Source organism: Paenibacillus sp. FSL P4-0081 (assembly GCF_000758565.1).
GTDB classification, from domain to species: Bacteria; Bacillota; Bacilli; order Paenibacillales; family Paenibacillaceae; genus Paenibacillus_AQ; species Paenibacillus_AQ phytohabitans.
In genome coordinates this window covers 3,429,419-3,450,876 of sequence record NZ_CP009280.1, presented here as the reverse complement: position 1 = coordinate 3,450,876, position 21,458 = coordinate 3,429,419, and the positions used below count along the sequence as shown (strand labels likewise).

Below are 21,458 nucleotides of genomic sequence, written 5' to 3'. Positions count from 1 at the left end.
CTCTATGCTCCTTTTTTTACTGATCAGTGAATAAGTGCAATTTCTTGTTTCAGTTCAGGTTGTACCCACACTAGATTCCAACTCATCTCAAAACTCACGCCATGCTCTGACATTACCATTGCCATGAGGATTACATTTGCCATCCCCTCTGCAGCATCCGGGGGAACGGCATTGCCCACATACTCTCTTGCCTTAGCATCGCTGCAACCGTCAATCTGAAACGGCCTACCGTCAAGCAAGTATTTCGGAAACCCTTGCAGACCGACCGCCAACTCATACGTTGTAAACGGCCTGTGCCAAGTCCCATCCACAGAAATGATCATCATTACACAACGCTCGTTATATTCCGGTATTCGCGGATCTGCAATAGCTGCATTACCGGAATGCACGTCTCCAGAACCTGTTACTGTAGTGCCCGTTTCATCCCACTTTTGTACACCATAAGATCCTGATCTCGGCTTGCATCCCAGTCTCGGATCATTAATCGATGCAGCGCCGCATTGAACGTCTGTCTGCCCAAGGACTGTATTTGCTGCTTCATCCCAGTCTTCCACTCGGAATGTTCCGGGATAGCGTTGACTCCTTGTATTCAGCCTCGGGTCTGCTACAGATGAAGCAGAATTCATTATCCTGGCTGCGCCTCTGACCGTCTTTGAGGTCTTATCCCAGTCCTGCACTCCATACCCATCCACTCTGTTGTAATCACCATCGTAGTGATCCCCAGGGGTACGAGGATCGGCAATAGCTAATGCTCCACTACCAAATCTTGTTCCTGTTACGCAAGGGGCTGGTTCATCGCATCGCACAATCCGATAAACTCCGGGATGCCTTCCCTCTCGATCGTTGAGCCTTGGATCACCTACAGATAGTGCTCCATTGTTGGGACGCGCTGCGCCGGTTACTGTCGGGCTCACCTCATCATATTTTGACACACGGTATATAGTTGGGTGCGTGCCGTTCTTGAAGCCCGTTCTTGGGTCGTTTACCGCCGACAGGCCGTTACTCCTACCAACACCCGCGCCGCCCGTTACTGTTCTCCCTGGCTTATCCCATTCATCAACTGCCCATGCTCCGGCACGGGGTTCGTGTTCGAGCCTGTACTTTTCAAACTCAATGCCTTCAAGATCTCGCCAATCACCACCAGCCGGGATAAAGGCTAACCGTTCCCATGTCTTCCGCTGAAGCATTGGGAGGCGATTCATTGGTCCTCCGTTTACTTCATCCCCAGGCATCGGCAGGTGTCCTATTACATCACCGATAGTTTTCAAAGGCTTAACCTCTGGCTTATACACAAAGGCCGGCATGCGCTTCTCATTTCTGGCTATAAGCAAGTACCGCTTGCGATGTTGCCCTAATCCGCCGATTTCTCCGCAGTCGTGAGTTTCATCATTGACCGCATATCCGTATTTGATGAGAGTGTCCTTGATCTTTTTGAGGATGTGCTTCCCTCTCGTCATAATGCGCGGAACATTTTCAAGTAAGAACAGCGCAGGAAGTTCGCCGCCGTAATCCCGGCAGGCCCGCAAGGAGAGATCGATTCCTCGAATTGTTAAGAGATTCAGCGCCTGATACTTTTTGCTGCTGGCTGACTTCTCCGGGAGCAAACCACTGAACCCTTTACAAGGTGGTGAAGTGAAAATAACATCCGGAACTTCTTCGCCAAAAGCTTTCCAGATATCCCAAGCTTCCGCCTCATGCCAAACTGTTGGAGGCTCATCTACTCCGTGGAAATCAAGATATTGCTGTCGATTGAACAAATCCATTTGAACAGCCCTGCCTCCTGTAATCTGTTCGTAATTTCGGCAAACTATGGGATCGGAATCGATGCTGCATAGGCTGCGGAAGTGAGCGACTTTGTTCATGTACTCAGCTCTGGCCCCCTTGAACCCGAGCGCTCCCCCACCGATACCTCCGAATAAGTACGCTGCTGTATATTCTGTCTTCACTTGATCACCTCGGGTTTCGGTGTGGTCAATACATTCTCGTTAAGCACCAGCTGCAGTTGATTCGGATCATTATCAGCAGCCTTCAACTGCTCCATTTTCCATACTATCCGGGACAATTCACTCTTATCGTGCTCGTCCAGATATCTTTCAACATCTTGATTTAAGAGCATTATGGATTCTTGATTAGGCATACCCTTCATGTTTACTCTTCCTTTCTCATGGTTATCACACATGCTTATCTCCGATCAGAACCGATAGCGTTGCAACATCTTTCGTCTCATGAACCCTATAGGGAAGTAATATGAGATTTCGATCAGCAAAGTAGATCGGCGTCATAGGACCGTTAGTTGACACTGGTTCCGTATCATTGGTCATTTTCATATACTGTTCATTTACATAAGCGAAATGATCAGGGAACTGAATGACTCTAGCTTGAAGTTTATTTCCGAGATCCTTGATAAACGGGGCGACTTCGCCCTGTTCATTCTGTTTTTCTGGGATATAAATCTTCTCGAAGCTAATAGGCTTTTGTTTTTCGGTATCCTGGATCTGTCCGGCAAAGCAAGTTAATGTTTCTCCCTTCTCAGGTATTTTTAAAAAGATAGAGAAAAGCGCTATTAAGACTTCGGATGGTACTTCTTCTACTCTCAACAAGAAGTGTCGGTTCGTAATGAAATGTTGTTTCTCTTCCCGTGACCAGATCAAACTTCCACTCTTACCGGATGCTTTTATCTGTTTTGAAATTTCTTTCAAGTTTAGTCCGTTATTCATTCCTATACCTCCGTCCGGTAAGGTAATACAATACGATAATTACGTTCATCATCTGTTCCTCTAAACACGATGGGAGACAACTTTCCTGTAAAAGTAATTGATATTTCATTTGTATTAATAGACTTCACTGCTTCCAAGACATATTTGCAGTTGAATGCAGTTGCGAAGGATTCTCCTTGAATTTCCAGAATGTCGATAAGTCGATTGGCTTTACCAACGCCCGACACATTTGCTTTAAGTTCAAGCATTTTCCCTACTGCCATTCTCACCATCTTGGTTTTGTCCACTTCCGCGATAATCCAAACAGCCTCTAATGCATCTAAAAGCTGTTCTCTCTCCACCTTAACCTCAGATAGAATATTGTTAGGAATCAATCTATCCACATCTGGGTAAGCTCCCTCTAACACTCGTGAATAAAAAACAAATTTCGAAGTGTTCACGATTAATTTGGAATCAACAAGACGGATTGAAATGCGTTCTTTGGGTTCGATTATTTTCGTTAGTTCTTTCATAGTTTTTGCTCCAACTACAACCTGCATGTCCTGCAAGTTTTCTATGGTTCGAACAGATGATGAAAGCTTATGCCGATTCGTTCCGGTTACAGTGATTGTGTCTTCGTGAAATTTAAATCTCAGGCCCATTAGGATAGGGGTGGCCTCTTCAGTGGAAGCAGCATACTCTGTTTCTTCCACCAACCGGATGAGGGTTTCTCCTTCAATTTCAACAGTAGGTCCAGGTTGTTCGTTGATAAACTCCGGATATTCCTCGAAATCTAAGCTAGGAAGATCATAATCTCCACTTTTGCTTGTTATCTTGGTCTGCAGACGTTCCGATTCAATATCAATGACGCCTTTCATCTTTTTCACAATTTCAGCTATTCTCTTTCCGGGCATCGTGATCGTACCTGGTTCAATGAGTTGATAATCATCATCCGCAATTTTCGTTTGGAGGAATTGCACCCCATCACCACCTGTAATGAAAAGACCTTCCGGTGTCGCTTGGATTAACACTTCCGACAAAATAGGAACGATATTTTTGGATGATATAAATTTCGTAGCCTGTTCTATCGGATTAGCTAAAATATGTTTATCAATTGATATTTTCATGTCTATCCTCCTGTGTTATGAGAATTGTCTCTACGGCGATTACGTCCGCCAACATGCAGCACTTCAACAAAAGGTTCGATCCGTTCAAATATACGCTCAACCTTCTTTTCGTTTTGACGCGGGTCCATAACCTTAGCAACATCCTTGACGTTTAATAAATGCTGCTTTAATTCCTTCATGGTTAAATTGGATGTGTAGATTGTAACTAATCTTTCCATGCGACGCTGGAGGATTGGTCCGAGTATTTCGTCCCTTGTCCAAATGGTTAAGGCTTCCGCGCCGATATCATCCAAGATGAGCACAGTCACGTTCTGTAATGCCTCTAGCTTTGACAGAACAGTTTCCGTCTTAGAACTAATCGCGTCCTTTGCCTCGGCCATAAAGTCCGGTACATAGACCATAGCAACGTCTATTCCTTGGGAGGCTAACTCCTGTGCAACTGCGCCAGCGATTAGGCTTTTACCCACACCCATTTGACCGTATAAATAAAGTCCCTTTTTGCTCTTCCCTACTTCGAAGTTCTCGCATAAGTCCATGGCTTTTATGATTGCAGCAGATCTATGCGAGTCAAGATCAATGCTCTCAAAAGTCGCATTCACGACATGCTCAGGGATAAAGTGACTCTTAATCTTTTCCATCACCCTTCGCCGTTTCTCATGAGAGAGAAGCAAAGGACATTTTTGGAGCCTATAGATTAATCCCTTGTCGTCATCTGGATTTTCCTCCACAACGCTGCAGTGACCTTTGTGATCGTTCTGGCAACCAACTAATTCTTTGCAGCCCCTGCAATTATCGAAACTAGCAAGATGCCTTGACAATGATCCATAATTTGTTGGGTGCGTTAATTTGTCTACTCGGTCAGGAAATGTTTCCTTAATCCTTTTCGTTTCAGGGTGTTCTTCCAAGCGTTTTATAACTGCCACCTTTCGCTCGGCAAATCCCTTAGGTATAAGTTTTTTCAGTTCATCCCCTAAATTTTCCAATCACACCACAGCCTCGCGCTTGGCTTTCAACCGCTCAAGCTTTTTTTGATATTCTTCTTGATCGTAATCCGGTTCAGCCAAAGTTCCGGACTCTGTAACTGTCTTAATATTCTGTTCGTCTGTTTTTTCTACTTGCCCGGACAATAGGTTATAAATGCGTCCTTCGCAGTATTTGAGGCTTTTGATCTCGTCTCGTTTATGCTTAGGATTAAACTTGTCAAAAGAAAGATTAATGCCGTCAACGGCAACAGAGATCGGCACTCCGTCTGCGATGAGTTGTTCTAAAAACGACTCGTCATTAGCCGTAAGATCAAATCCCTTGGCTCTGCGCTTAAGGTAAAGGTCAGCGACTTGTTTGCGATAATCTAGTTCAGCAGCTTTCCGGTTGGAGTCGGCATCCCCGGCAGGAACGGTATCCTGGCTATCTGGCTTGATTTCGTTTTGAGATCCTTGATTCATAATTGAGTCCTCCTTTAAACAACAACTATTACTACTGTCTTTAATATTGTTTTTAATAATGTCTTTAGGGAAACGTTTCGCCTTACAGCCGCAAGGGTTTGAGGCAACTTGGACTTCTTGTTTTGAGAAGCCGCCACTTCTTGTTTTAAGAAGTAGAAACTTCTTGTTTTGAGAAGTATACAGCAGTTTTCCGGTACTCCGTTCTCTCTTCGGCTTCTCGTTTTGAGAATTAGTAGCCCTTCTTTCGACCAGATTTACACTTATCAATTCCTTGAACCTTTCTTCACTCCATCCCTTAACCGGAGTGATCTGCCATTGTTCATAGTCTTTATTTACAGAAAACACGTTCGTATTTTTCGTCCAAGTTATTACCTTGCTACTGGACAGATGCTCTAACTCTTTTCGGATATTTTGATAACCTACTCCGCACATTTCAAAATCCTTGAGCATGGGAATTATAGCCGTCTTTTTTCGACAGCCGTATGATAAGCGCCAGATAAAGAGAATGATATCCTTCTGGCGCTTTGAAAAGTCACGGCGAATAATCTCATTCCATATTTCATTGGCTAATTTGACATATCCGTCCTCTGGTTGCGGGTTCGCCAATCACCTCACCTCTCCTGCCGAACCGGTTGACCGCGTAAAAAGGCTGTGATACGATAACCTTGAAAATTAATTAAAGCTTTTTAAATGGCCGCGTCCCTCAACGTGGTCATTTTTGTGTTCACTGCTTTGCTCCGCAGAAAGTCCTCTATTTCGGTTATTTCCCATTCTATCAAGCCTACTGCCGCCTCCGTGAGCGATTCGCTGGACCTGAATATAAGTAATGCATTCAACCTGCGGCGTGCCTCTATGCGTGCCATGAGTCGTTCAAGGCTCATATATAGTCCTCAGGGCAGAACTTACTGACAAAATCAATAGCATCGTCAAAATCGATCCGGCGAATGTGGCTATATTTTGCAACGCTGAATTGATCCTTCAATTTGCTCCAGATCTGTCGGCGATACTTTCCGACCATTTCTTTGAACTTCAGATCAGAATCGTTGTACCGGTGCTTTGTGAGTTCGTTTGACTTTATTCGCACAGCATCCTGCATCCGATCACATTCAGCGTCAATGAGCGTGACGCTGTCGCGAACCTCCTGAACCATGATCTGGCATTCTTCAAACTTTTCACTTACATCCAGTTTCATTTCCTGGATATTCTCATGCATTTGCTTCATTTCTTCAAACATCATCCGTACCGCAGCGCCTTGCGCTTCAGATTGCTTCAACTGGTTTTCCAGCATAGCCAATGTATTACCTTGATTAATTAATGACATCTGCCTCTACCACCCTTCTGCCGTTTACAGCCGGCCGCATTTGATCGATAAATGTTTGTAGCATATCCAGGCTTTCGTTAAAGCGTTTCTTTTCACTACTTGAAGCCGAAGCTACGGACCCAAGGTTAAGAGTGGTTACAGCTGCCTTCTGGAGAAACTGCTTTACATGGATGCTTAACTGAACTGTGTTTGAATCAGCCTCATATCGCAATTTCTTTAATTGAGCCGCGCGCTGCTGATCGTCTAGATCTTCCGGCTGCTGGAGTTTCAAAGTCTCCAGTTCCTCTTGAATTTTTTTATAACCAGCATTAAGATCCCGAACTTTCTGAGACTCTGCTTCAATATCCTTTTTCCACTTAGCGTCATGCGCTTTAAGCGCCGCCTGAGCTTCTTTTTCCTTCTGGGCAATAAATACCTCATTCTCTTCTTGCTGTCGCTCTATGGCGGCGTTAACCGCCTCTTCGAGTTGATCAGCAGGTATAGAGTCCTTGTATTGCTTTCTAAGGTTCTCTTTCTCCTTCTCTGCGGCCTCAGCCCGAGCATTTGCTTCCGCAGCAGCCTTTTCAGCTGCTTCCATACGTTCTTTAGTTTGGGTAAAAGCTTTATGAGTGCTAATAATTCCGGCATCAAGCTCTTGGATGATTTCAGCCGTAGCATGTTCAGCAATGAATTTTGCCTTATCGTAATTACGGCCACTGCCAAATCCGGCTTGTTCAGCGACAATATCCCTGACTTGGCCTTTTTCTCCCTCAGGCAAATTTTCCTTATCGGGTGCAGTCATTCGTTCCTTGGCCTTGATCCGTTCTAACTCTTCAATCTTTTTCCCGTAAGCGATTCGCTCCGAAAAAGTAAAATCCCGACGATGCTCATTCTCGCTGATTTCCAGTTGTAAATGATGGGCATAATCACGCACATCCATTACGTTCACTGCCACCTCTTGTCTCCCCAGGTGCTGATGCGCTCTCAACCGCCGTTCTCCGGCAATTAATTGATAATCTGATGTTACGACAATGGGATTGATTAAACCGTTCTCTGCAATGTCCTGGGCCAGTTCTTCGATGCCTGAAAAGTCTTGCCGGATACGATCCGTTACTTTGATCTTGCTGATATCAATGAGCAAGCTAATTCCCCTTTCCTAAAGTACTGGTAAGCAATAACTCTCCAAGCGGTTAAGTGTCACTCTTTGAGGCTTAGCCTCACGATGCTGAAGCATTGTCTTTAGCTCCAGCGTTTTCGCCCGAGCAAGACCGGCCTCTCGCAACGTGACTTTATCTCCAGAAATTAATGCAGCTGCTGTTACTCTGGATAGAGCCTCATAAGCAATCTGTAAATCTTGTTTCAAGTTGATTCTCCTTTCAGGTATAAAACTTTATGGTGTGGTTATTATGGTTGATAGTTTCGTTCCTCCTCTTCTCTTTTCCAACGATCCAATGTAACGGTGCTGAATAAATATCTTGGATTTTTACTACCTTCTGCACCATGAGTCCGATGCGGTATCCTTCTGTTTTGACAAAGTCTCCGCAAAGTGTATTCCGACATTTGAAGGTATTCACAAGCTTGAGTGAAGGTTAGTGTCTTGTCAGTAGCAGCAGACAAACGTTCTAGGATCCTTTTCTCTGCTTCTGCAACTTGGAATTGAACCATTTCGGCAATTGCCTTTTCAATAAGAGACATCTAAAGCCTCCTTTTCGCTTACCTCAAAACTTGTATTTCCGTCATTTTTTAGCGTGTTGAGATCCAATCCTACGCATACAGCCAGTTTTAAGATTGCATCTAAACTAGGAGAGTATCTTCCGTTTTCAATGTCAGAAATATAGTTGCGGGATAAATTTGTTATTGTTGAGACTTCAATTTGCTTAAGTTTCTTTTCCTTGCGCAGTTTTTTTATGGTAGCACCTAGCGCTTTTTTATCCAGCATACAATTCACCTCCCGGTGGAATAATTGTATAGTATTCACGACATTTATTGAAACTCTAAATAAGCTCATTTTAGGCCATTTTTAATAGATGATAACGTAAAAGCTTTAAATATCATCACATATCACATAATAACTTGTATTTCCGTCATTAAAGTTATTGTATTTCCGACAATATGAATATATAATGTTAGTAATTGGTCGGTATAACCGACATAGAGAACGGTGAAAAGGAGTTATCCTGATGTCTATTGGTCAAAATATTAAAACAAATAGGAAGAAAGCTAAATTAACGCAAAAGGACCTTGCCGAGAAAGCAAAAATGTCCCGTTCTTATCTGGCAGACTTAGAAGCAGATAGATATAATCCTAGCGTTGATACTCTTAAATCCATCGCAGAAGCCCTGAACATCCAATCTCATGTTTTGATGGGAGAATCAAGCGAATTATCTGGTACGCCAGAATGGGCCTCCTCAAAAGACAAGCGAGACTTTAAAACATTGCTTGAAGAAGACGCTCCGGTTATGTTTGACGGCGTGCCAATTAGTGAAGAGGACAGAGAAAAAATTAAACGCGTAATGGAAGCAATGTTTTGGGATGCTAAGAAGAAGAACAAAGAAACATATGGACGCAAAAAGAAAAAAACTGATGAGTAGGGATGCTCATGGACCACACAATTGTAAAATTGCTAAAAAAATTCAAAACCAATGATCCCTTTGAAATTGCGAAGCAGCTTAATATTGACATTTGGTTTGAAGATTTAGGTAGTGGCACACGAGGCTTTTATTATAGAAAATTAAGACGAAGGTTTATAGTAATACATAACGGTCTTGATGATGAATGGCAGAGATTTATTTGTGCCCATGAATTAGGTCACGACAGACTGCACCCTGGGATCTCCGCCTTCTGGCTAGATGATCAGTCACTATATAATGCTGGCAAGTATGAACGGCAAGCTAATCGGTTTGCCGTGAAACTTCTCACTGCATGCGACACTCTTAAAACAAATGAAACCATAAGGGATTTTCTACTACGCAATCAAATTCCCGAAGAAATGGATCGATATTTTATTTAACCTTCTGCGCTTCCCAGCTGAAAGGCTGTTTAAATACGCCCAAATTAGAACATACGATCTTACAGGAGGAAATGTTATGGCAAAAGGAAGTATAGAAAAGAGAGGAGAACGTAGTTGGAGGCTTGTTGTTGAAGTAGGGGACTCAGGTAACCGAGATAAAGAATATAAAACTATACAAGTGGACGATCCCGCTCTTCTTCGAACAACAAAAAGACTTCAAGATTACCTTGATAGTCAACTTCATGAATTCAAAAGAGAAGTTGAGTCTGGTGAATACATCAAACCGCAAAAAATGAAATTAGATAAATTTTATGAAAGTGAATGGAAAACTAAATATGCCTCAAACACTGACAACCTCTCTCCTCTCTCATACAAGACCTACAAAACTTACTATGAGTGTCATATCAAAGATAAATTAGGTGATAAAGAGTTAGGTGCTATAAAGACAATTCATTTGGTCACTTTCATGGTCGATCTCAGTAAGCCCGAAGCTCGGAAAGATGGTAAAGAAGGTCCTCTTGCGCCTGGAACAATTGAATACATTTACCGTGTACTTAAGAACATTCTTGAACGCGCAACAGAATGGAAATTAATTAAAACAAATCCGATTGTCGGAGTGAAGAAACCTAAAGTTAAACATGGCAAAAGCCAATTTTATGAAGAAGATGAAGCGCAAGAGGTTATAGATGCTCTATACCATGAATCTCGAAAATGGAGACTTTTTATTTTTGGTGCTCTACTTGCCGGTTGCCGTCGTGGTGAGCTTGTGGGAATTGAATGGAGTAGCGTGGATTTTAATAACTGCACCTTTAGTATAGTTAATAGTATCTCGTTAACTGAAGATGGCAAAGCTGTAGAAAAAGATCCGAAAAATGATAGCTCAAAGGATATTATTGCAGTGCCCGCTTGGTACATTGAAGAATTAAAGATCCATCGTAGAGAATGGTTGAAGAATATGTGGGAAATGAAAGAAAAGGGTCTCTGGAAAGGTGGAGATCGTCAGTATGTTTTTCACGGTGGATACGGAAAACCTTATTATCATTCATATCCTTATCGTTGGTGGACCAGATTTGTTGCGCGTAGAAAATTAAAAAAGATCAGCTTCCATGATCTGCGTCATAGTTGTGCTACTTTGTTAATTGAATCTGGAGCAACGACAAAGGCAGTTCAAGGCCAACTACGACATGCTCGGGAGCAAACTACTTCCGATATTTATGCTCACATTACTAAAAAACTTAGTCGAGAGACTGCTGACAGATTCAATAAGTTTGCTCCGAAAAACCCTCAAGTAAGTTCCACGACAAACCATTCCTCTAACTAGATTTCTGGGGACGAGTTGGGGACGGATTGGGGACGAGCTTCACTTATATATCCAAATTTGCACTCGTTTCTATTCGTCAATCACTTCGTATTACTCAGAAAATTCAAGGTTTTTAGGTATTCGCGAAGATGTAAACACCCTTATAGTTTACTTTGACAGGGTAGGGGTCATGGGTTCGAACCCCATCCGTCCTATATGCAGAAAGCCTTATTATATAAGGCTTTTTTGCTTTTTATGGACAGAAAATAGACATGCCAAAGAAGCCGTTGACCCCTTGTGGTCACGGATTGGTCACGAGCGTATAAATCTGCACAAATAAAATAAGCGACCTCCCATAATTTCCGGAAGATCGCTTATTTATCATCTCTCAAATTGTTTTTACTGTTCACCGATTGTTGCTCATCATAATTATTCCTCATTTGTATGTTCTCCTTAAGATCAGAGTGTGAAATCGAAGCATCTTTAATTTTGATTTACAGCCTCCGCCAGTCCGTAACCAGTGAGCATTAGCTTATCGAAGTTTTGAGCAGCGTTCCTTTGCATGTTTGGCAGCAGATGGCTGTATGTGTCCAGTGTGATACGTATATTGGCGTGTCCAAGCCTCTCGGACACGATCTTCACATTTTCACCCGATGCAAGCATCAATGATGCATGTGTATGACGAAGACTGTGAAAGGATATGCGTCTTATCTTTGCCTTCTTAATCAGATCGTAGAACGCACGATTCAAATTGCGGGAGTTTAGTGGTGTTCCCACAGCCGTGCAGACAACAAGATCGTGATCGTTATAGACTTCTCCAGCGTGTAATCGCTCTTTGAGCATCCGTCTACGCTGCTTTTGCAGTGCCTCAATGGTTTTTTCTGAAAGAGCGATATTGCGATTGCTTGCTTTTGTTTTAGTTGTTGAAACCAATTCCGTGCTGTTATGCCGCAAAGTCTGGACTACACGAAGCGTCTTATTACCAAAATCAATATCTTTCCACCGCAATCCCAAAATCTCACCTTGACGCATACCCGTCCAAGCCGCTATAAAGAAGGCGATATGGTAGCGACTCTCACGTGCTGACCTTAGAAAAACATTCAACTCATTCATATCCCAAATTTGTATTTCTTTCTTATCTGCTCTTGGACGATCCACCAAAGCAGCAGGATTCTTTGAAATCAATCCCCAACGCTCTGCCCTTTTAAGAGAATCGTTTATGAGGGTATGAATCTTTTGAATGTTTTCACTGCCCAGCTTGCTTTCCTTCATCATTACTGTATATGTCTGCTGAATGAGTGATGGAGTTAACTTCGCAAGCTCTGCATGCCCTAGAGCGGGGATAATGTGATTTTCTACGAGCCATGAATAGGTCTGCAAGGTTGATGCTCTTACTTTAGTCTGTTTATCCTCCAGCCATTGTTTTAGATAGTCCTTATATAGCATTTTCGAGGGCTCCACATAGGCTCCCGAATGAACTTGATTGAGCAATTCGTTTAACGCTTTTTCTGCTTCCTTTTTGGTCTTGAAGCCGCGTTTCTTCTTCTGATTGCGGTCTCCGTTTGGTTTCTTTCCAACATCGGCAACATAAAACCATTTATTAGTCTTATCATCCTTTTTCACTGAACCTTCCATAATAGCTCATCCTCTCAAGTTTTTTGAAAACACAAATAACGGTGAGCCGCGACAGCCCACCGCTGATTAATCGCTCAAGGCGATCACCCCCTTTCAGTTTTGATACTTATACTCACGATGAAATCAACTTGCAGGTTGATTCAGCCAGTTCAAAAACACCGCTTCAGATACGAGAATGCGTTGTCCAACTCGAACGACATGAAACTGGCCGGAATGCATTAGCTCATAGGCTTGTCTCCTGCCAATCCCCATCATCCGTTGAATATCGGCTACAGACAAGACGACAGATGTGTTTTCTTTATTGGTTACTTCCATGCTTAATCATCCTCTCTATTTTCACTTTTGTTTCGGGCAGCAAGGTATTGTACAAGATGCTCTACGCTGCTGCTGATCAACATATAGTCCTCTTTCGTCAAATCACCTGCATAACGATACAAATTACTCCTGATAGGATCAAAACACAAATGTTGAAACTCAATGCCCTGTTCTACACCAAGATAGGCCATAGTGCCTCTTTTTTTCACCTCCACGTACAATTGATCTACTGACATATCTCTATCAAGAGACTGCATGATGAAGGCTATTTCATCGTCAGTAAGTCCAAGTGCCTTGGTAAGTTTGTTGACAATCGCAAAAGATGGATTGTTGCTGTTTCCTCGTTCCAGTTTGCTAATATAGCTCGCAGGAACTTCAGAAATTCTAGCCAGTTCATTTACCCCGATGTTGTTCATATCTCTAAAGTATTTGATGATTTCACCGATTTCCACTTTCATCATCCTCCTCATTGGTCGTTTCCCGTGTGAAACAGTATACTTTTCCAAATTCCGATAGTCAATAGATAATAGTCGGCTTAAAACGTAGATAAGCGCTAATCACAGTAGATATTTGTGGTTTTTTACGTACTTAATGAGTGTTTTAAGCCGTTTTAGCCTATTTAATTTATTTACAGCGACTCATCCACATACTATACTGTTTCCTACAGATCACATGTAATGCAATCATACAATATCAGCTTCATACAATAACGCTGTAACAAATTTGTCACGATCACAATATTATTAAGACAAGATAAGCGGTAAAAAGATAAAGTACTTCCCTGTGAGCGAGACCGATTTTTGCTCCTGAGAATTGCTTAAACTCCTTGCTACATTACGTCTGGTGGCCTCTCAAGGCCTCACCAGATGCAATATAAGCTACTATAGAAAGAAGGCAGACATTATGATGCACACCATGGAAATTGTGTTCCCAATAACAGATGAAGAGCTTTTCAGGGATGTTGAAGAGCGGCTGAATCTGGACGTATCCAGAGGTGTTTATAAAAACACTTATTATAGCCCAAATGGTTTTCGAGAAATCCGATTGATTCATTACACACTGCATACAGGATTAACGTACAGAGCTATTGAGATTCTATTGAATCCCAAGCTACTGCTGAACCCCGAACTACTCATCCAGTCCACTACAGTGACGGAGATACCCTTAATTACTGAACCTTTTGATAGAGAACTTCGCACTATCTTTGGCAACCTGTCGGGAGTTTTACCAACATTCAATCATTGGAATTGCAAACGAATTGACTACTGTGTTGATGTATCGACAGAGAACGTCAGTGAGTATATTCAGCTTTTTCATCACAGCAGGACGCCCAACCGTCACTATACACTCCATAATGAATACGATAGCAGTGCATACTCCACATCCAGATCACTCATCTTGAACTTTTACGACAAAGAAAATGAAACGGAAAGTCGGCTGGAGAATGAGCATACAACAATACGAATAGAACATCTTGAAGAGGCAAGGAATATTTTGCGAATTGAGGTACAGTGCCGTAGCAGTAAGATTAACTACATAAGAAGGAGAGCGGGATTTCCCAACAAGCACATAGAGCATTTCTTAAGTGAACAGCTTGCTGAATCCATCCTCCTGACTTACTTTGACCGCTCAATTGGTCTTGGTGACTTCTACAGCCTTTCGTATGCAAGAAGACGTGTGCGACAGTTGGTGCGGCAGAAAAGAACACAGGATAATCTAATCGGTATGCTTCGGCTTGTTAAGGATGCAGGGAGTGTTAATTCGGCCAAAGAGCAGTTTATGCTCACAGCCAGCAAAGAGGTATTCAATCGGAGAGTTAAAGCTTTGAGAAAGCTCGGTATAAACCCAGTCACGATACCTTCAGGTTGGGCGATGAATCAATTACCGAATCCAAGACAGAGCTTGCTTGACTATTTCCACCCTCTATAAGCCACTGAGACGTTCGTAGAAGCGTTATAAACAGCAAGAAGACTAATCTATCAAATTGAATTGCTACGCTCCGTACAAACATTTCTGTTCAATACAAAAGCCCTCAACTTAAAAAATCAGTCAAGGGCTTTTCCTAGATATCAGACCATATCTAAGCGAAGGTGAGTAAAATGAACAGCGAATATCCGCTCAAGATTGACATTTATTCTTTAAGAGTATCGTTCATATATTGAACAAACAATTTGTCTGAGAACAGAACAACCTTATTGTCCTTCGTCAGCATATAGAAACTTTTGGCATCCACGCTTACATACGCAGTAGTTACATAATAATAGGGGTTACTGGCTCCAACGAAAAAGACTTCAAACGCATAATGTTTTTTGCCATTGATTATCTTTGTATCATATCCATCCTCGATATTCGGCTCCCGTGTAAGCAATGGGCGAACCTTGGCATCCAGTGCCTTGAGCCCTTCGGCCTTAGAGAGACTCTCAAACGCTGCGTCAAGAGTAACGGAATAAATCTCACCAGTGTACTTGTCTACATAGTTGAAGAAATCATACTCATATTCGGATGTGCTACCTTGAAATGTATAGAATCTGAGTAGGTCAGTCCCTTTACTTTTGATGGTTACGCCATTGCCCAGCAAGGATTTTACTTTCTTCAACGCTTCAGACTCAGTAAGGGCAATTTCACTAGCAGCATGCTTGGGTTCGATAGCAACGACTTTCCATACTTCTTTCCAGGCAGTATCAACATTCAGCCCTTTACTCAGGAGTTGCAGGGGTACCATGGTCGTATTGTTGATGGTCTGCGGCGGCACATCAAGTGCAAGCTTTTTCCCGTTTACATAAGCTGTCTTTTGACCCAATGTAAAAGTAACCTCATTGGTCCCATACTTGATTTTGATAGGCTTCTTAGCGGATTGGAACTGCAAAGTGGCTTTCAATGCGACACTGACCGGATTGATCGCTACCATGACTCGCCCATTTTTCATTGTAGCAAGCTTGTCCTGCTTAAGATAATCGCCGTTTACCATAACCTTTATGGTTTGTGTAGAATCGGCATGCACATGACCACCTGTACCGATTGAGGCCAGAATCAAACATAATACTAACATCATTTGAATTGCTCTTTTATTCATTCTTCGACACCTCCAAGTATAATAGGAACAGCTACGGCATTAGATTCTGCTCATGATCGGAACAATAACTTCACTTTTTCTGGAGCCAAAGTAATCCACGAGTCCATCGTAGAATTTGTCTGATATCCCTACGGCCTCCTGAAGAGTCCAGATTTTTTGGATGAATTCAGCTTTACCGATTTCCTTGATCAAGTAATTCATTAAATGAATGACAAATCCATTGCTCGCTTCCGCAATTTTCTCCATGTGTTTAAACTTGATCTCAAAATACGGAATGATTAAAAGAGCTGCCCCAACACCGCCAAAGGAATCCGCGTTAAAGCCATTAAGCGTGCTTCGGATTTGATTCTTTTGATCTGTATGTAGCCGAAAGCTTCCGATACACGTACAGATCCTATCTCCAATCCGTTTGACCAGTTTGGCATCGCCATCTTCAGACATGTGAGAAAAAATAATCTTATCCGTCTCATTCTCAACCAACGACCCTAGTTTACTTATCTGCATGTTTGACTCCCTTTCAGTGGTTCATCTTCCTGATTATATCTGCGACCATATCTGATAGTTCGATACTCTGCCGCAAGGACAACTGCATCTGTGAGGACAGTTCAGTGACAACATGTGCAAAGAGTAAAGATTCTTGCGAATCACCAAAACGCCTGATATGCTGCACTATATCATCCAATAAACTGTCATTATCTCCTAACGATGCAAGATAGAAGAGTGCCCCTGCACCTAATGTGCCGTTAGAGCAGCCAAGGCATTGAAGCGTAAAAAAGACAGCTCTGCTGACTTCGAGATACACCTCATGGGGAAACATGTTGTACAATTGCTTAATTTTATCCATTACCAGCAAGTTGAGAGACTCCTTCAACAGGTCGATTAATCGCTTTGATACAGTTCGATCAGTCTATCAATTTGTGCGTATGCCTCCGTTATCAACATGTCAGGAAACTGATGCTTCAGCAGCATAACCTGAATCACCGATGCCACCGTTTTAATAAGATGCTTCTGTCGCTGCAAACTTGAGGTCGATACCTCGAATTCCATTCTGGATGATGGATAGCTTGCTCCATGCTGGGAAGTGATAAACGTTTTAACGCATACCGCTTTCTCTGGAACGTTATTAAACTCTTTCTGACAAATGCAACAGTGGACCATATGTTTCCGTGTTCCTGACGTAGTGTGCCTATGGCGATTGGACGGTGTAAAATAGTCTGCCGTTGCCCATACAGCATAATGAGGGCATGGAGATTCAGGCGGAACCTCCTTGAAGCATTTGACGCATTGTGCTCTATAGGGAGTATTAGGCTGATAATCAAAAACATCTCCTTCAAAAATAGGAAATCCACATTTACGACAATATCCGTCGAACCGAGAAACCATAAGCATGGTCAGGACACCTCTCTGTTATGAACGAATCCATTATCCTAGAAGCGATGCAGCCTTGTTCATGCATAACCTGTTGTATTCCTCTTGAGTATCCGGTGCTATTGTTACATGCCCGTATTTTTTTGAGCCAAACTGCCCAAAGTATGGATCAATAGAGCAGCGGTAATTTTCTACAATCGCTTTTTCCTCTACGGAAGCTGCCAGAGGATCGCAGATGGCATGACCCATATGCCGTAGATTATCAATGTCCATGGTGCCCATTAAATTAATACATTTTTTGTAGCAATTGATTGAGTTCTGATATTGACCGAGTATGTAATAGATCTTCCCAAGGTTCTTGTAAGGCTCCGGTTCACTTTTGATCCAGTACACAACTACCAAATAACATTTCAAAGATTCCTCATATTTTCCGTTACGCTTATGTTGCAGTCCTTGCTGCATTAAGTTGACCGCCGTTTGAACATCCATCTTCATACCTCCAGCTATTATTCAAAAACTGGTTTTCCGTCTTTAAACATTCCTTTGTGGCACAATCTCCCATCACTGAAATAGGATGTTCCGTGTCCGTTAAAGTCGCCGTCCTTAAGTTCACCTTCATACATCAGGATTCCATTTGTTTCCCAATATACTTTTCCTGTTCCATGATAGATTCCATCTTTAAACTCACCGATATATCTAACGCGACCACTTGGATAATATTCAGTTCCTAAACCATTTTTCATCGACATATTGATTCCCTCCCTCCAAGTTACTCGTTCATAGGCTGTAACCCCATAAGCATACGAAATGTGCCAATATACGTCAATGCTTATGGTTGTAATATATTAATTCTTGAAGTCCGTTACTGTTTCCTTCACTTTCCACTACATTTTGGGAGGAAGGGAATGGTAGCATGGATGATAAAATAGATTACAAGCTCATTGGAAATTGCGTACGCGAAGAGCGACTAAAATACAACCTGACTCAGGAAAAGCTTGCAGAGAGCGTAGGGATATCGGCTTCATACATGGGGCTGCTTGAACGTGGAGAGCGTATTCTCTCTGTCGAGACGCTAGTACGGTTGTCCATTGCTCTTAATGTTTCTACTGACACCTTGCTTAAAGCAACGCTGGACAGTGTAGAACGAGATGTCTTTGCCCTTCAATTCGCATTACTAACAAATGGATTGGATGATCCACAGAAACAAATGGTCTTAGATGTAGTCAAGGCCATGTTGCCACACTTTGAACAGGGGCAGCACAACAACGAATAAGAATGAACATCAAAGCCCTTTATACGGAGGGGTCGCCATGATAGGCTGATGCCTTGGCGATGCTGGTTCATGGCATCGCCTTATCGCCTTGTATCATGGCGACAGAGGCTCCGTGTCAAGGGCGGCTCGAACGTAACAATGAAGGAGCTACATTAGGCCATGTTCTTTCATTGAGCAGTAGTTTTCATTAGCGATAATTAGATGATCCAAAAGCTGCACTCCCATAATCTCTCCTGCGGTCACCAGACGTTCGGTAAGAGCGATATCCTCCCGCGAAGGTGTTGGGTCACCTGAAGGGTGGTTATGAACGGCTATGATCGCAGCAGAGCTTCTTTTAACAGCAGCTTTATAGACCTCGCGTGGATGCACAATAGCTGAGTCAAGTGATCCAATAGCAATCGTCTCTTTACCGATCACTCTGTTCTTTATATTCAGAAAGAGCAGTACAAAATGCTCTCGTTGCAAGTAAGCGAGCTCTGGCATCATGAGGTCTACTGCGTCTTTAGGAGAGCGTATGGTGTATACCTGTTGGGCAGGTGCATTCAAGATACGTGCCAGTTGCAGAGCAGATATGATCTGACGAGCCTTAGACTTGCCAACCCCTTTAATGGTTAGCAGTTCGTGTTCATCTACATCTAATAGTTCAGGCAAAGTCGTATAGCGGCTGAATAATTGCTTCATTACATATCCCTCTGATTTTTCGCAGAGTGTATCAGCCAGTAGGGCTTTCAGGTTGTTCATTTGATATGATTGCATGTCAATTGACCTCCATATGGTTGAAATGCAAACAGAAGAGACCGTAGTGGCCTCTCCTGCTTGTGGGCGAACTATATTTTTGGTAAGCTGATGATAAGTTGAATTACTTGGTGTGCTCCTTTTGCGGGCCACCTTTTTTTGTTTGATTGATCTTCATTTGATTCAGGACAGATTGAACGAGCACTCGCATGTACTTACGGCCTTCAGGAGAATCAAGGTAAGGTGGATTCTGTATCCGGTTCGTTTCCGATGAAGGATAACGCATGGAAGTTCTCCTTTCACATTTAAGATGGATCACACTTTATTAAGCTTTTGAAGATGTCTCTGCAACTGCGGAGCGAAATACTTCTCAAAGTAACGCCGCATGTAGTAAGCAGCATGCTCATCATCCAGTTTCCAGCACCTGATAAAGTACGTGTACAGCACAGTGCCAGCCATGCGAATGTGACCGTTCATGACTAGCTGTCGCACAAGTATAGTTATGTCATCAGGTAATCCTCGCCTTTCGACCATTGTTATCACCTCCTTTTGTAGAAAGCACTCTCGCCAGTTTTGGCGAATGTGTTTTGGTGATTCATGATTAGTCATAGAGACACCACAGAAAGTATGCTGTCTGATAAACTAAGATTCTTATCCACTGATCACCTCCTTTCGTGATGCTCGTTCCCCAGATTTGGGGAATGTGCAGGTGATTGTTTATGATTTCATATATTCTGATAATACTGGTCTCTTGTTCTTTGTTATCACCACCTTTCAAACTATTTCAGGTCTACCCTTTTCCCAAAAAATGGGGAAAACTCATAAAGATAAAGATTAGAAGAGCTGCTCATCAATTTTGGGGATCAGCCTAGATACCCGTCTTCGGTTAATTCCTATTCAAAGGGGCCTACATCATTAAGTGCATAGACACAGATCACAAATGACACCCCCCGGGCAACAATTCTCAATAGTTCCTTCTTTATAATTATCCTGGAGGGGTCAGAAAATTTTTCGCATTTTCGTTTCTGTAATAGACATTTTCAACAGGTAAACTTAGAAAAAACAGCACAAAAATAGCCGTTTCTCCAAAACGGAAAAACGGCTGGTTTAATGCGAAATATTTTATTTTTTTATTTGGAATCCCATAATAGCAAGCATTAGCAGAGACACATCTACAATCAAATGAACATTCCTGTGTACTACGGCCTATTAAGCGGTAATATACTCTGCAGCAGGCTTCAAGCCCACCGCCTTCGAAGAGCTGCTATAAATGAAACAAGGACATGGATGAGCCCTCCAAAGTCCTTGTTTTTTAATATAATCTGCTGAAAGAATAAGGATGTTAAAACTTTATAGACCTGATTTCATCCTCACTTAGACCAGTTGCTTTGGCGACAGCCGCATGATCCATTCCCATAGCCAACAAATTCTGGGCAACTTCTCTTTTTCCTTTGTTTACACCTTCTGCAATACCCGCAGATTTCGCCCCTTCAATCATTGATGCCTCATCATGCAAATACTTCTGTCTGGCCTCATACAGTCGTCTGGCATCCGAATCCTGACTCAAATATTGCAGGGTATCCATAGCCTTCTCCAATCCCGGTTCATTCATCTTCAGCACCTCCCAGTGTGATGTATCGGCACCTTTTAAGAACAACAGCCAATTGATCAATCCACCTTCAGATGGAACACTACGTTCATCTAGCTTCGGTAATTCTAAGAAATGAACCTCGATGTCGTCAATCAAAGACACCCCTGTCAGGTCTTCACGCAAATGGAATACATTATGGTACTGGTCGTTCTTCAGGAACGAATAATTCAAAATGTTGATCATCACACATTTCTTCAACTCTGGATACTTGTCGCCTTCACTGAGTTGACTCGCATATCGTTTGCTCCAATAAAAAAGCGTTCTTTTCTCTATGTCGTACTTATTAAATAACTGCATCTCTATATCAATCAGTTTACCTTCAGAGGTCTTGGCATAAACATCAAAAATGGATTGTTTGTCAAGCGGATCGTCTTTGTCCGTATAAGGATTCATCAGAATGATCTCGGTCAGCGGCGGCTCGCCAGCTTCCGTGAAAATGCGGTTAAGAAACGCCAACAGCACATCCTTATTGTTCTCGCTGCCAAATATCCGTTTGAATACGAAATCTACACGTGGGTCCAGCAAATCCATCG

General features: G+C 42.5%; 26 protein-coding genes. 5 read left to right on the top strand and 21 right to left on the bottom strand.

Going from position 1 to position 21,458, the window contains the following annotated elements:
* Window positions 1-23 precede the first annotated feature (23 nt).
* From P40081_RS14455 to P40081_RS14400, 11 genes are all read right to left on the bottom strand, one after another.
* A complete protein-coding gene (locus tag P40081_RS14455; RefSeq protein ID WP_042136362.1) occupies window positions 24-1,946 on the bottom strand; it encodes a DNA cytosine methyltransferase in 1,923 nt (640 codons plus the stop codon).
* A complete protein-coding gene (locus P40081_RS14450; RefSeq protein ID WP_042136360.1) occupies window positions 1,943-2,146 on the bottom strand; it encodes a hypothetical protein in 204 nt (67 codons plus the stop codon). Before P40081_RS14450 ends, P40081_RS14455 begins: the two co-directional genes overlap by 4 nt.
* A 25-nt stretch (window positions 2,147-2,171) precedes the next feature.
* Window positions 2,172-2,717, bottom strand: a complete 546-nt coding sequence (locus P40081_RS14445) for a hypothetical protein (RefSeq protein ID WP_042136358.1) — start codon at window positions 2,715-2,717, stop codon at window positions 2,172-2,174.
* A gap of 2 nt (window positions 2,718-2,719) precedes the next feature.
* Window positions 2,720-3,823 carry a DNA polymerase III subunit beta gene (gene dnaN / locus P40081_RS14440; RefSeq protein ID WP_042136356.1) on the bottom strand — a complete coding sequence of 368 codons (1,104 nt, stop codon included), beginning with the start codon at window positions 3,821-3,823 and terminating at the stop codon, window positions 2,720-2,722.
* A 2-nt stretch (window positions 3,824-3,825) separates the two neighbouring features.
* Window positions 3,826-4,806 carry an ATP-binding protein gene (locus P40081_RS14435; RefSeq protein ID WP_042136354.1) on the bottom strand — a complete coding sequence of 327 codons (981 nt, stop codon included), beginning with the start codon at window positions 4,804-4,806 and terminating at the stop codon, window positions 3,826-3,828.
* Window positions 4,807-5,871 (bottom strand): replication protein, encoded by a 1,065-nt coding sequence (locus tag P40081_RS14430; protein ID WP_042136352.1) that lies wholly within the window; start codon window positions 5,869-5,871, stop codon window positions 4,807-4,809.
* A 271-nt stretch (window positions 5,872-6,142) separates the two neighbouring features.
* Window positions 6,143-6,586 carry an ORF6C domain-containing protein gene (locus P40081_RS14420; protein ID WP_042136350.1) on the bottom strand — a complete coding sequence of 148 codons (444 nt, stop codon included), beginning with the start codon at window positions 6,584-6,586 and terminating at the stop codon, window positions 6,143-6,145.
* On the bottom strand, window positions 6,573-7,706 hold the full coding sequence (locus P40081_RS14415; RefSeq protein WP_042136349.1) for a ParB N-terminal domain-containing protein: 1,134 nt from the start codon (window positions 7,704-7,706) through the stop codon (window positions 6,573-6,575). Before P40081_RS14415 ends, P40081_RS14420 begins: the two co-directional genes overlap by 14 nt.
* 15 nt (window positions 7,707-7,721) lie before the next feature.
* Window positions 7,722-7,928: a hypothetical protein gene (locus tag P40081_RS14410; protein ID WP_042136348.1), complete on the bottom strand. Its 207-nt coding sequence runs from the start codon at window positions 7,926-7,928 to the stop codon at window positions 7,722-7,724.
* Window positions 7,929-7,969: 41 nt separating this feature from the next.
* Window positions 7,970-8,260 carry a helix-turn-helix domain-containing protein gene (locus P40081_RS14405; protein ID WP_042136347.1) on the bottom strand — a complete coding sequence of 97 codons (291 nt, stop codon included), beginning with the start codon at window positions 8,258-8,260 and terminating at the stop codon, window positions 7,970-7,972.
* Entirely contained in the window at window positions 8,247-8,504 is a 258-nt protein-coding gene (locus P40081_RS14400) for a helix-turn-helix domain-containing protein (RefSeq protein WP_042136346.1), read from the bottom strand. The genes P40081_RS14405 and P40081_RS14400 overlap by 14 nt, the downstream gene beginning before the upstream one ends.
* Before the next feature lie 241 nt (window positions 8,505-8,745).
* Between P40081_RS14400 and P40081_RS37035 the strand changes: the two genes are divergently transcribed.
* The 3 genes from P40081_RS37035 (at window position 8,746) to P40081_RS14385 (ending at window position 10,896) form a co-directional block, all read left to right on the top strand.
* Window positions 8,746-9,156: a helix-turn-helix domain-containing protein gene (locus tag P40081_RS37035; RefSeq protein WP_042136344.1), complete on the top strand. Its 411-nt coding sequence runs from the start codon at window positions 8,746-8,748 to the stop codon at window positions 9,154-9,156.
* A gap of 8 nt (window positions 9,157-9,164) precedes the next feature.
* Complete coding sequence (locus tag P40081_RS14390) at window positions 9,165-9,575, top strand: ImmA/IrrE family metallo-endopeptidase (RefSeq protein ID WP_081970495.1); 411 nt, start codon at window positions 9,165-9,167, stop codon at window positions 9,573-9,575.
* A gap of 76 nt (window positions 9,576-9,651) precedes the next feature.
* Window positions 9,652-10,896, top strand: a complete 1,245-nt coding sequence (locus P40081_RS14385; protein WP_042136339.1) for a tyrosine-type recombinase/integrase — start codon at window positions 9,652-9,654, stop codon at window positions 10,894-10,896.
* A 462-nt stretch (window positions 10,897-11,358) separates the two neighbouring features.
* On the opposite strand, the gene P40081_RS14380 is transcribed toward P40081_RS14385, so the two are convergent.
* The 3 genes from P40081_RS14380 to P40081_RS36400 form a co-directional block, all read right to left on the bottom strand.
* Window positions 11,359-12,510 carry a tyrosine-type recombinase/integrase gene (locus tag P40081_RS14380; RefSeq protein ID WP_042136333.1) on the bottom strand — a complete coding sequence of 384 codons (1,152 nt, stop codon included), beginning with the start codon at window positions 12,508-12,510 and terminating at the stop codon, window positions 11,359-11,361.
* 123 nt (window positions 12,511-12,633) lie between these two features.
* Window positions 12,634-12,825, bottom strand: a complete 192-nt coding sequence (locus P40081_RS14375; RefSeq protein WP_042136332.1) for a helix-turn-helix domain-containing protein — start codon at window positions 12,823-12,825, stop codon at window positions 12,634-12,636.
* Window positions 12,826-12,827: 2 nt separating this feature from the next.
* A complete protein-coding gene (locus tag P40081_RS36400) occupies window positions 12,828-13,286 on the bottom strand; it encodes a helix-turn-helix domain-containing protein (protein ID WP_197074357.1) in 459 nt (152 codons plus the stop codon).
* Between the two features lie 442 nt (window positions 13,287-13,728).
* Here P40081_RS36400 and P40081_RS14365 point away from each other — a divergent pair, with 442 nt between their 5' ends.
* The gene (locus P40081_RS14365; RefSeq protein WP_042136330.1) at window positions 13,729-14,754 is read left to right on the top strand and encodes a hypothetical protein; all 1,026 of its coding nucleotides are present in this window, start codon (window positions 13,729-13,731) and stop codon (window positions 14,752-14,754) included.
* Window positions 14,755-14,956: 202 nt separating this feature from the next.
* Here P40081_RS14365 and P40081_RS14360 read toward each other — a convergent pair whose 3' ends face one another.
* The 5 genes from P40081_RS14360 to P40081_RS14340 all read right to left on the bottom strand — a co-directional run bounded on the left by P40081_RS14360 (window position 14,957) and on the right by P40081_RS14340 (window position 18,015).
* The gene (locus tag P40081_RS14360) at window positions 14,957-15,898 is read right to left on the bottom strand and encodes a copper amine oxidase N-terminal domain-containing protein (RefSeq protein ID WP_042136328.1); all 942 of its coding nucleotides are present in this window, start codon (window positions 15,896-15,898) and stop codon (window positions 14,957-14,959) included.
* A gap of 39 nt (window positions 15,899-15,937) precedes the next feature.
* A complete protein-coding gene (locus tag P40081_RS14355) occupies window positions 15,938-16,402 on the bottom strand; it encodes a hypothetical protein (protein ID WP_042136327.1) in 465 nt (154 codons plus the stop codon).
* A 13-nt stretch (window positions 16,403-16,415) separates the two neighbouring features.
* Entirely contained in the window at window positions 16,416-16,751 is a 336-nt protein-coding gene (locus P40081_RS14350; protein ID WP_042136325.1) for a hypothetical protein, read from the bottom strand.
* A gap of 569 nt (window positions 16,752-17,320) precedes the next feature.
* Window positions 17,321-17,755, bottom strand: coding sequence for a tetratricopeptide repeat protein (locus P40081_RS14345; protein WP_042136323.1), 435 nt, complete (start codon window positions 17,753-17,755; stop codon window positions 17,321-17,323).
* A gap of 17 nt (window positions 17,756-17,772) precedes the next feature.
* Window positions 17,773-18,015, bottom strand: a complete 243-nt coding sequence (locus tag P40081_RS14340; protein ID WP_052421829.1) for a toxin-antitoxin system YwqK family antitoxin — start codon at window positions 18,013-18,015, stop codon at window positions 17,773-17,775.
* Between the two features lie 164 nt (window positions 18,016-18,179).
* Here P40081_RS14340 and P40081_RS14335 point away from each other — a divergent pair, with 164 nt between their 5' ends.
* On the top strand, window positions 18,180-18,539 hold the full coding sequence (locus P40081_RS14335) for a helix-turn-helix domain-containing protein (RefSeq protein ID WP_019911550.1): 360 nt from the start codon (window positions 18,180-18,182) through the stop codon (window positions 18,537-18,539).
* 147 nt (window positions 18,540-18,686) lie between these two features.
* Here P40081_RS14335 and radC read toward each other — a convergent pair whose 3' ends face one another.
* Together radC and P40081_RS14320 are read right to left on the bottom strand one after the other, a co-directional pair.
* The gene (gene radC, locus P40081_RS14330; RefSeq protein ID WP_052421828.1) at window positions 18,687-19,295 is read right to left on the bottom strand and encodes a RadC family protein; all 609 of its coding nucleotides are present in this window, start codon (window positions 19,293-19,295) and stop codon (window positions 18,687-18,689) included.
* A 1,321-nt stretch (window positions 19,296-20,616) separates the two neighbouring features.
* Complete coding sequence (locus P40081_RS14320) at window positions 20,617-21,456, bottom strand: Rpn family recombination-promoting nuclease/putative transposase (RefSeq protein WP_081969954.1); 840 nt, start codon at window positions 21,454-21,456, stop codon at window positions 20,617-20,619.
* Window positions 21,457-21,458 lie beyond the last annotated feature (2 nt).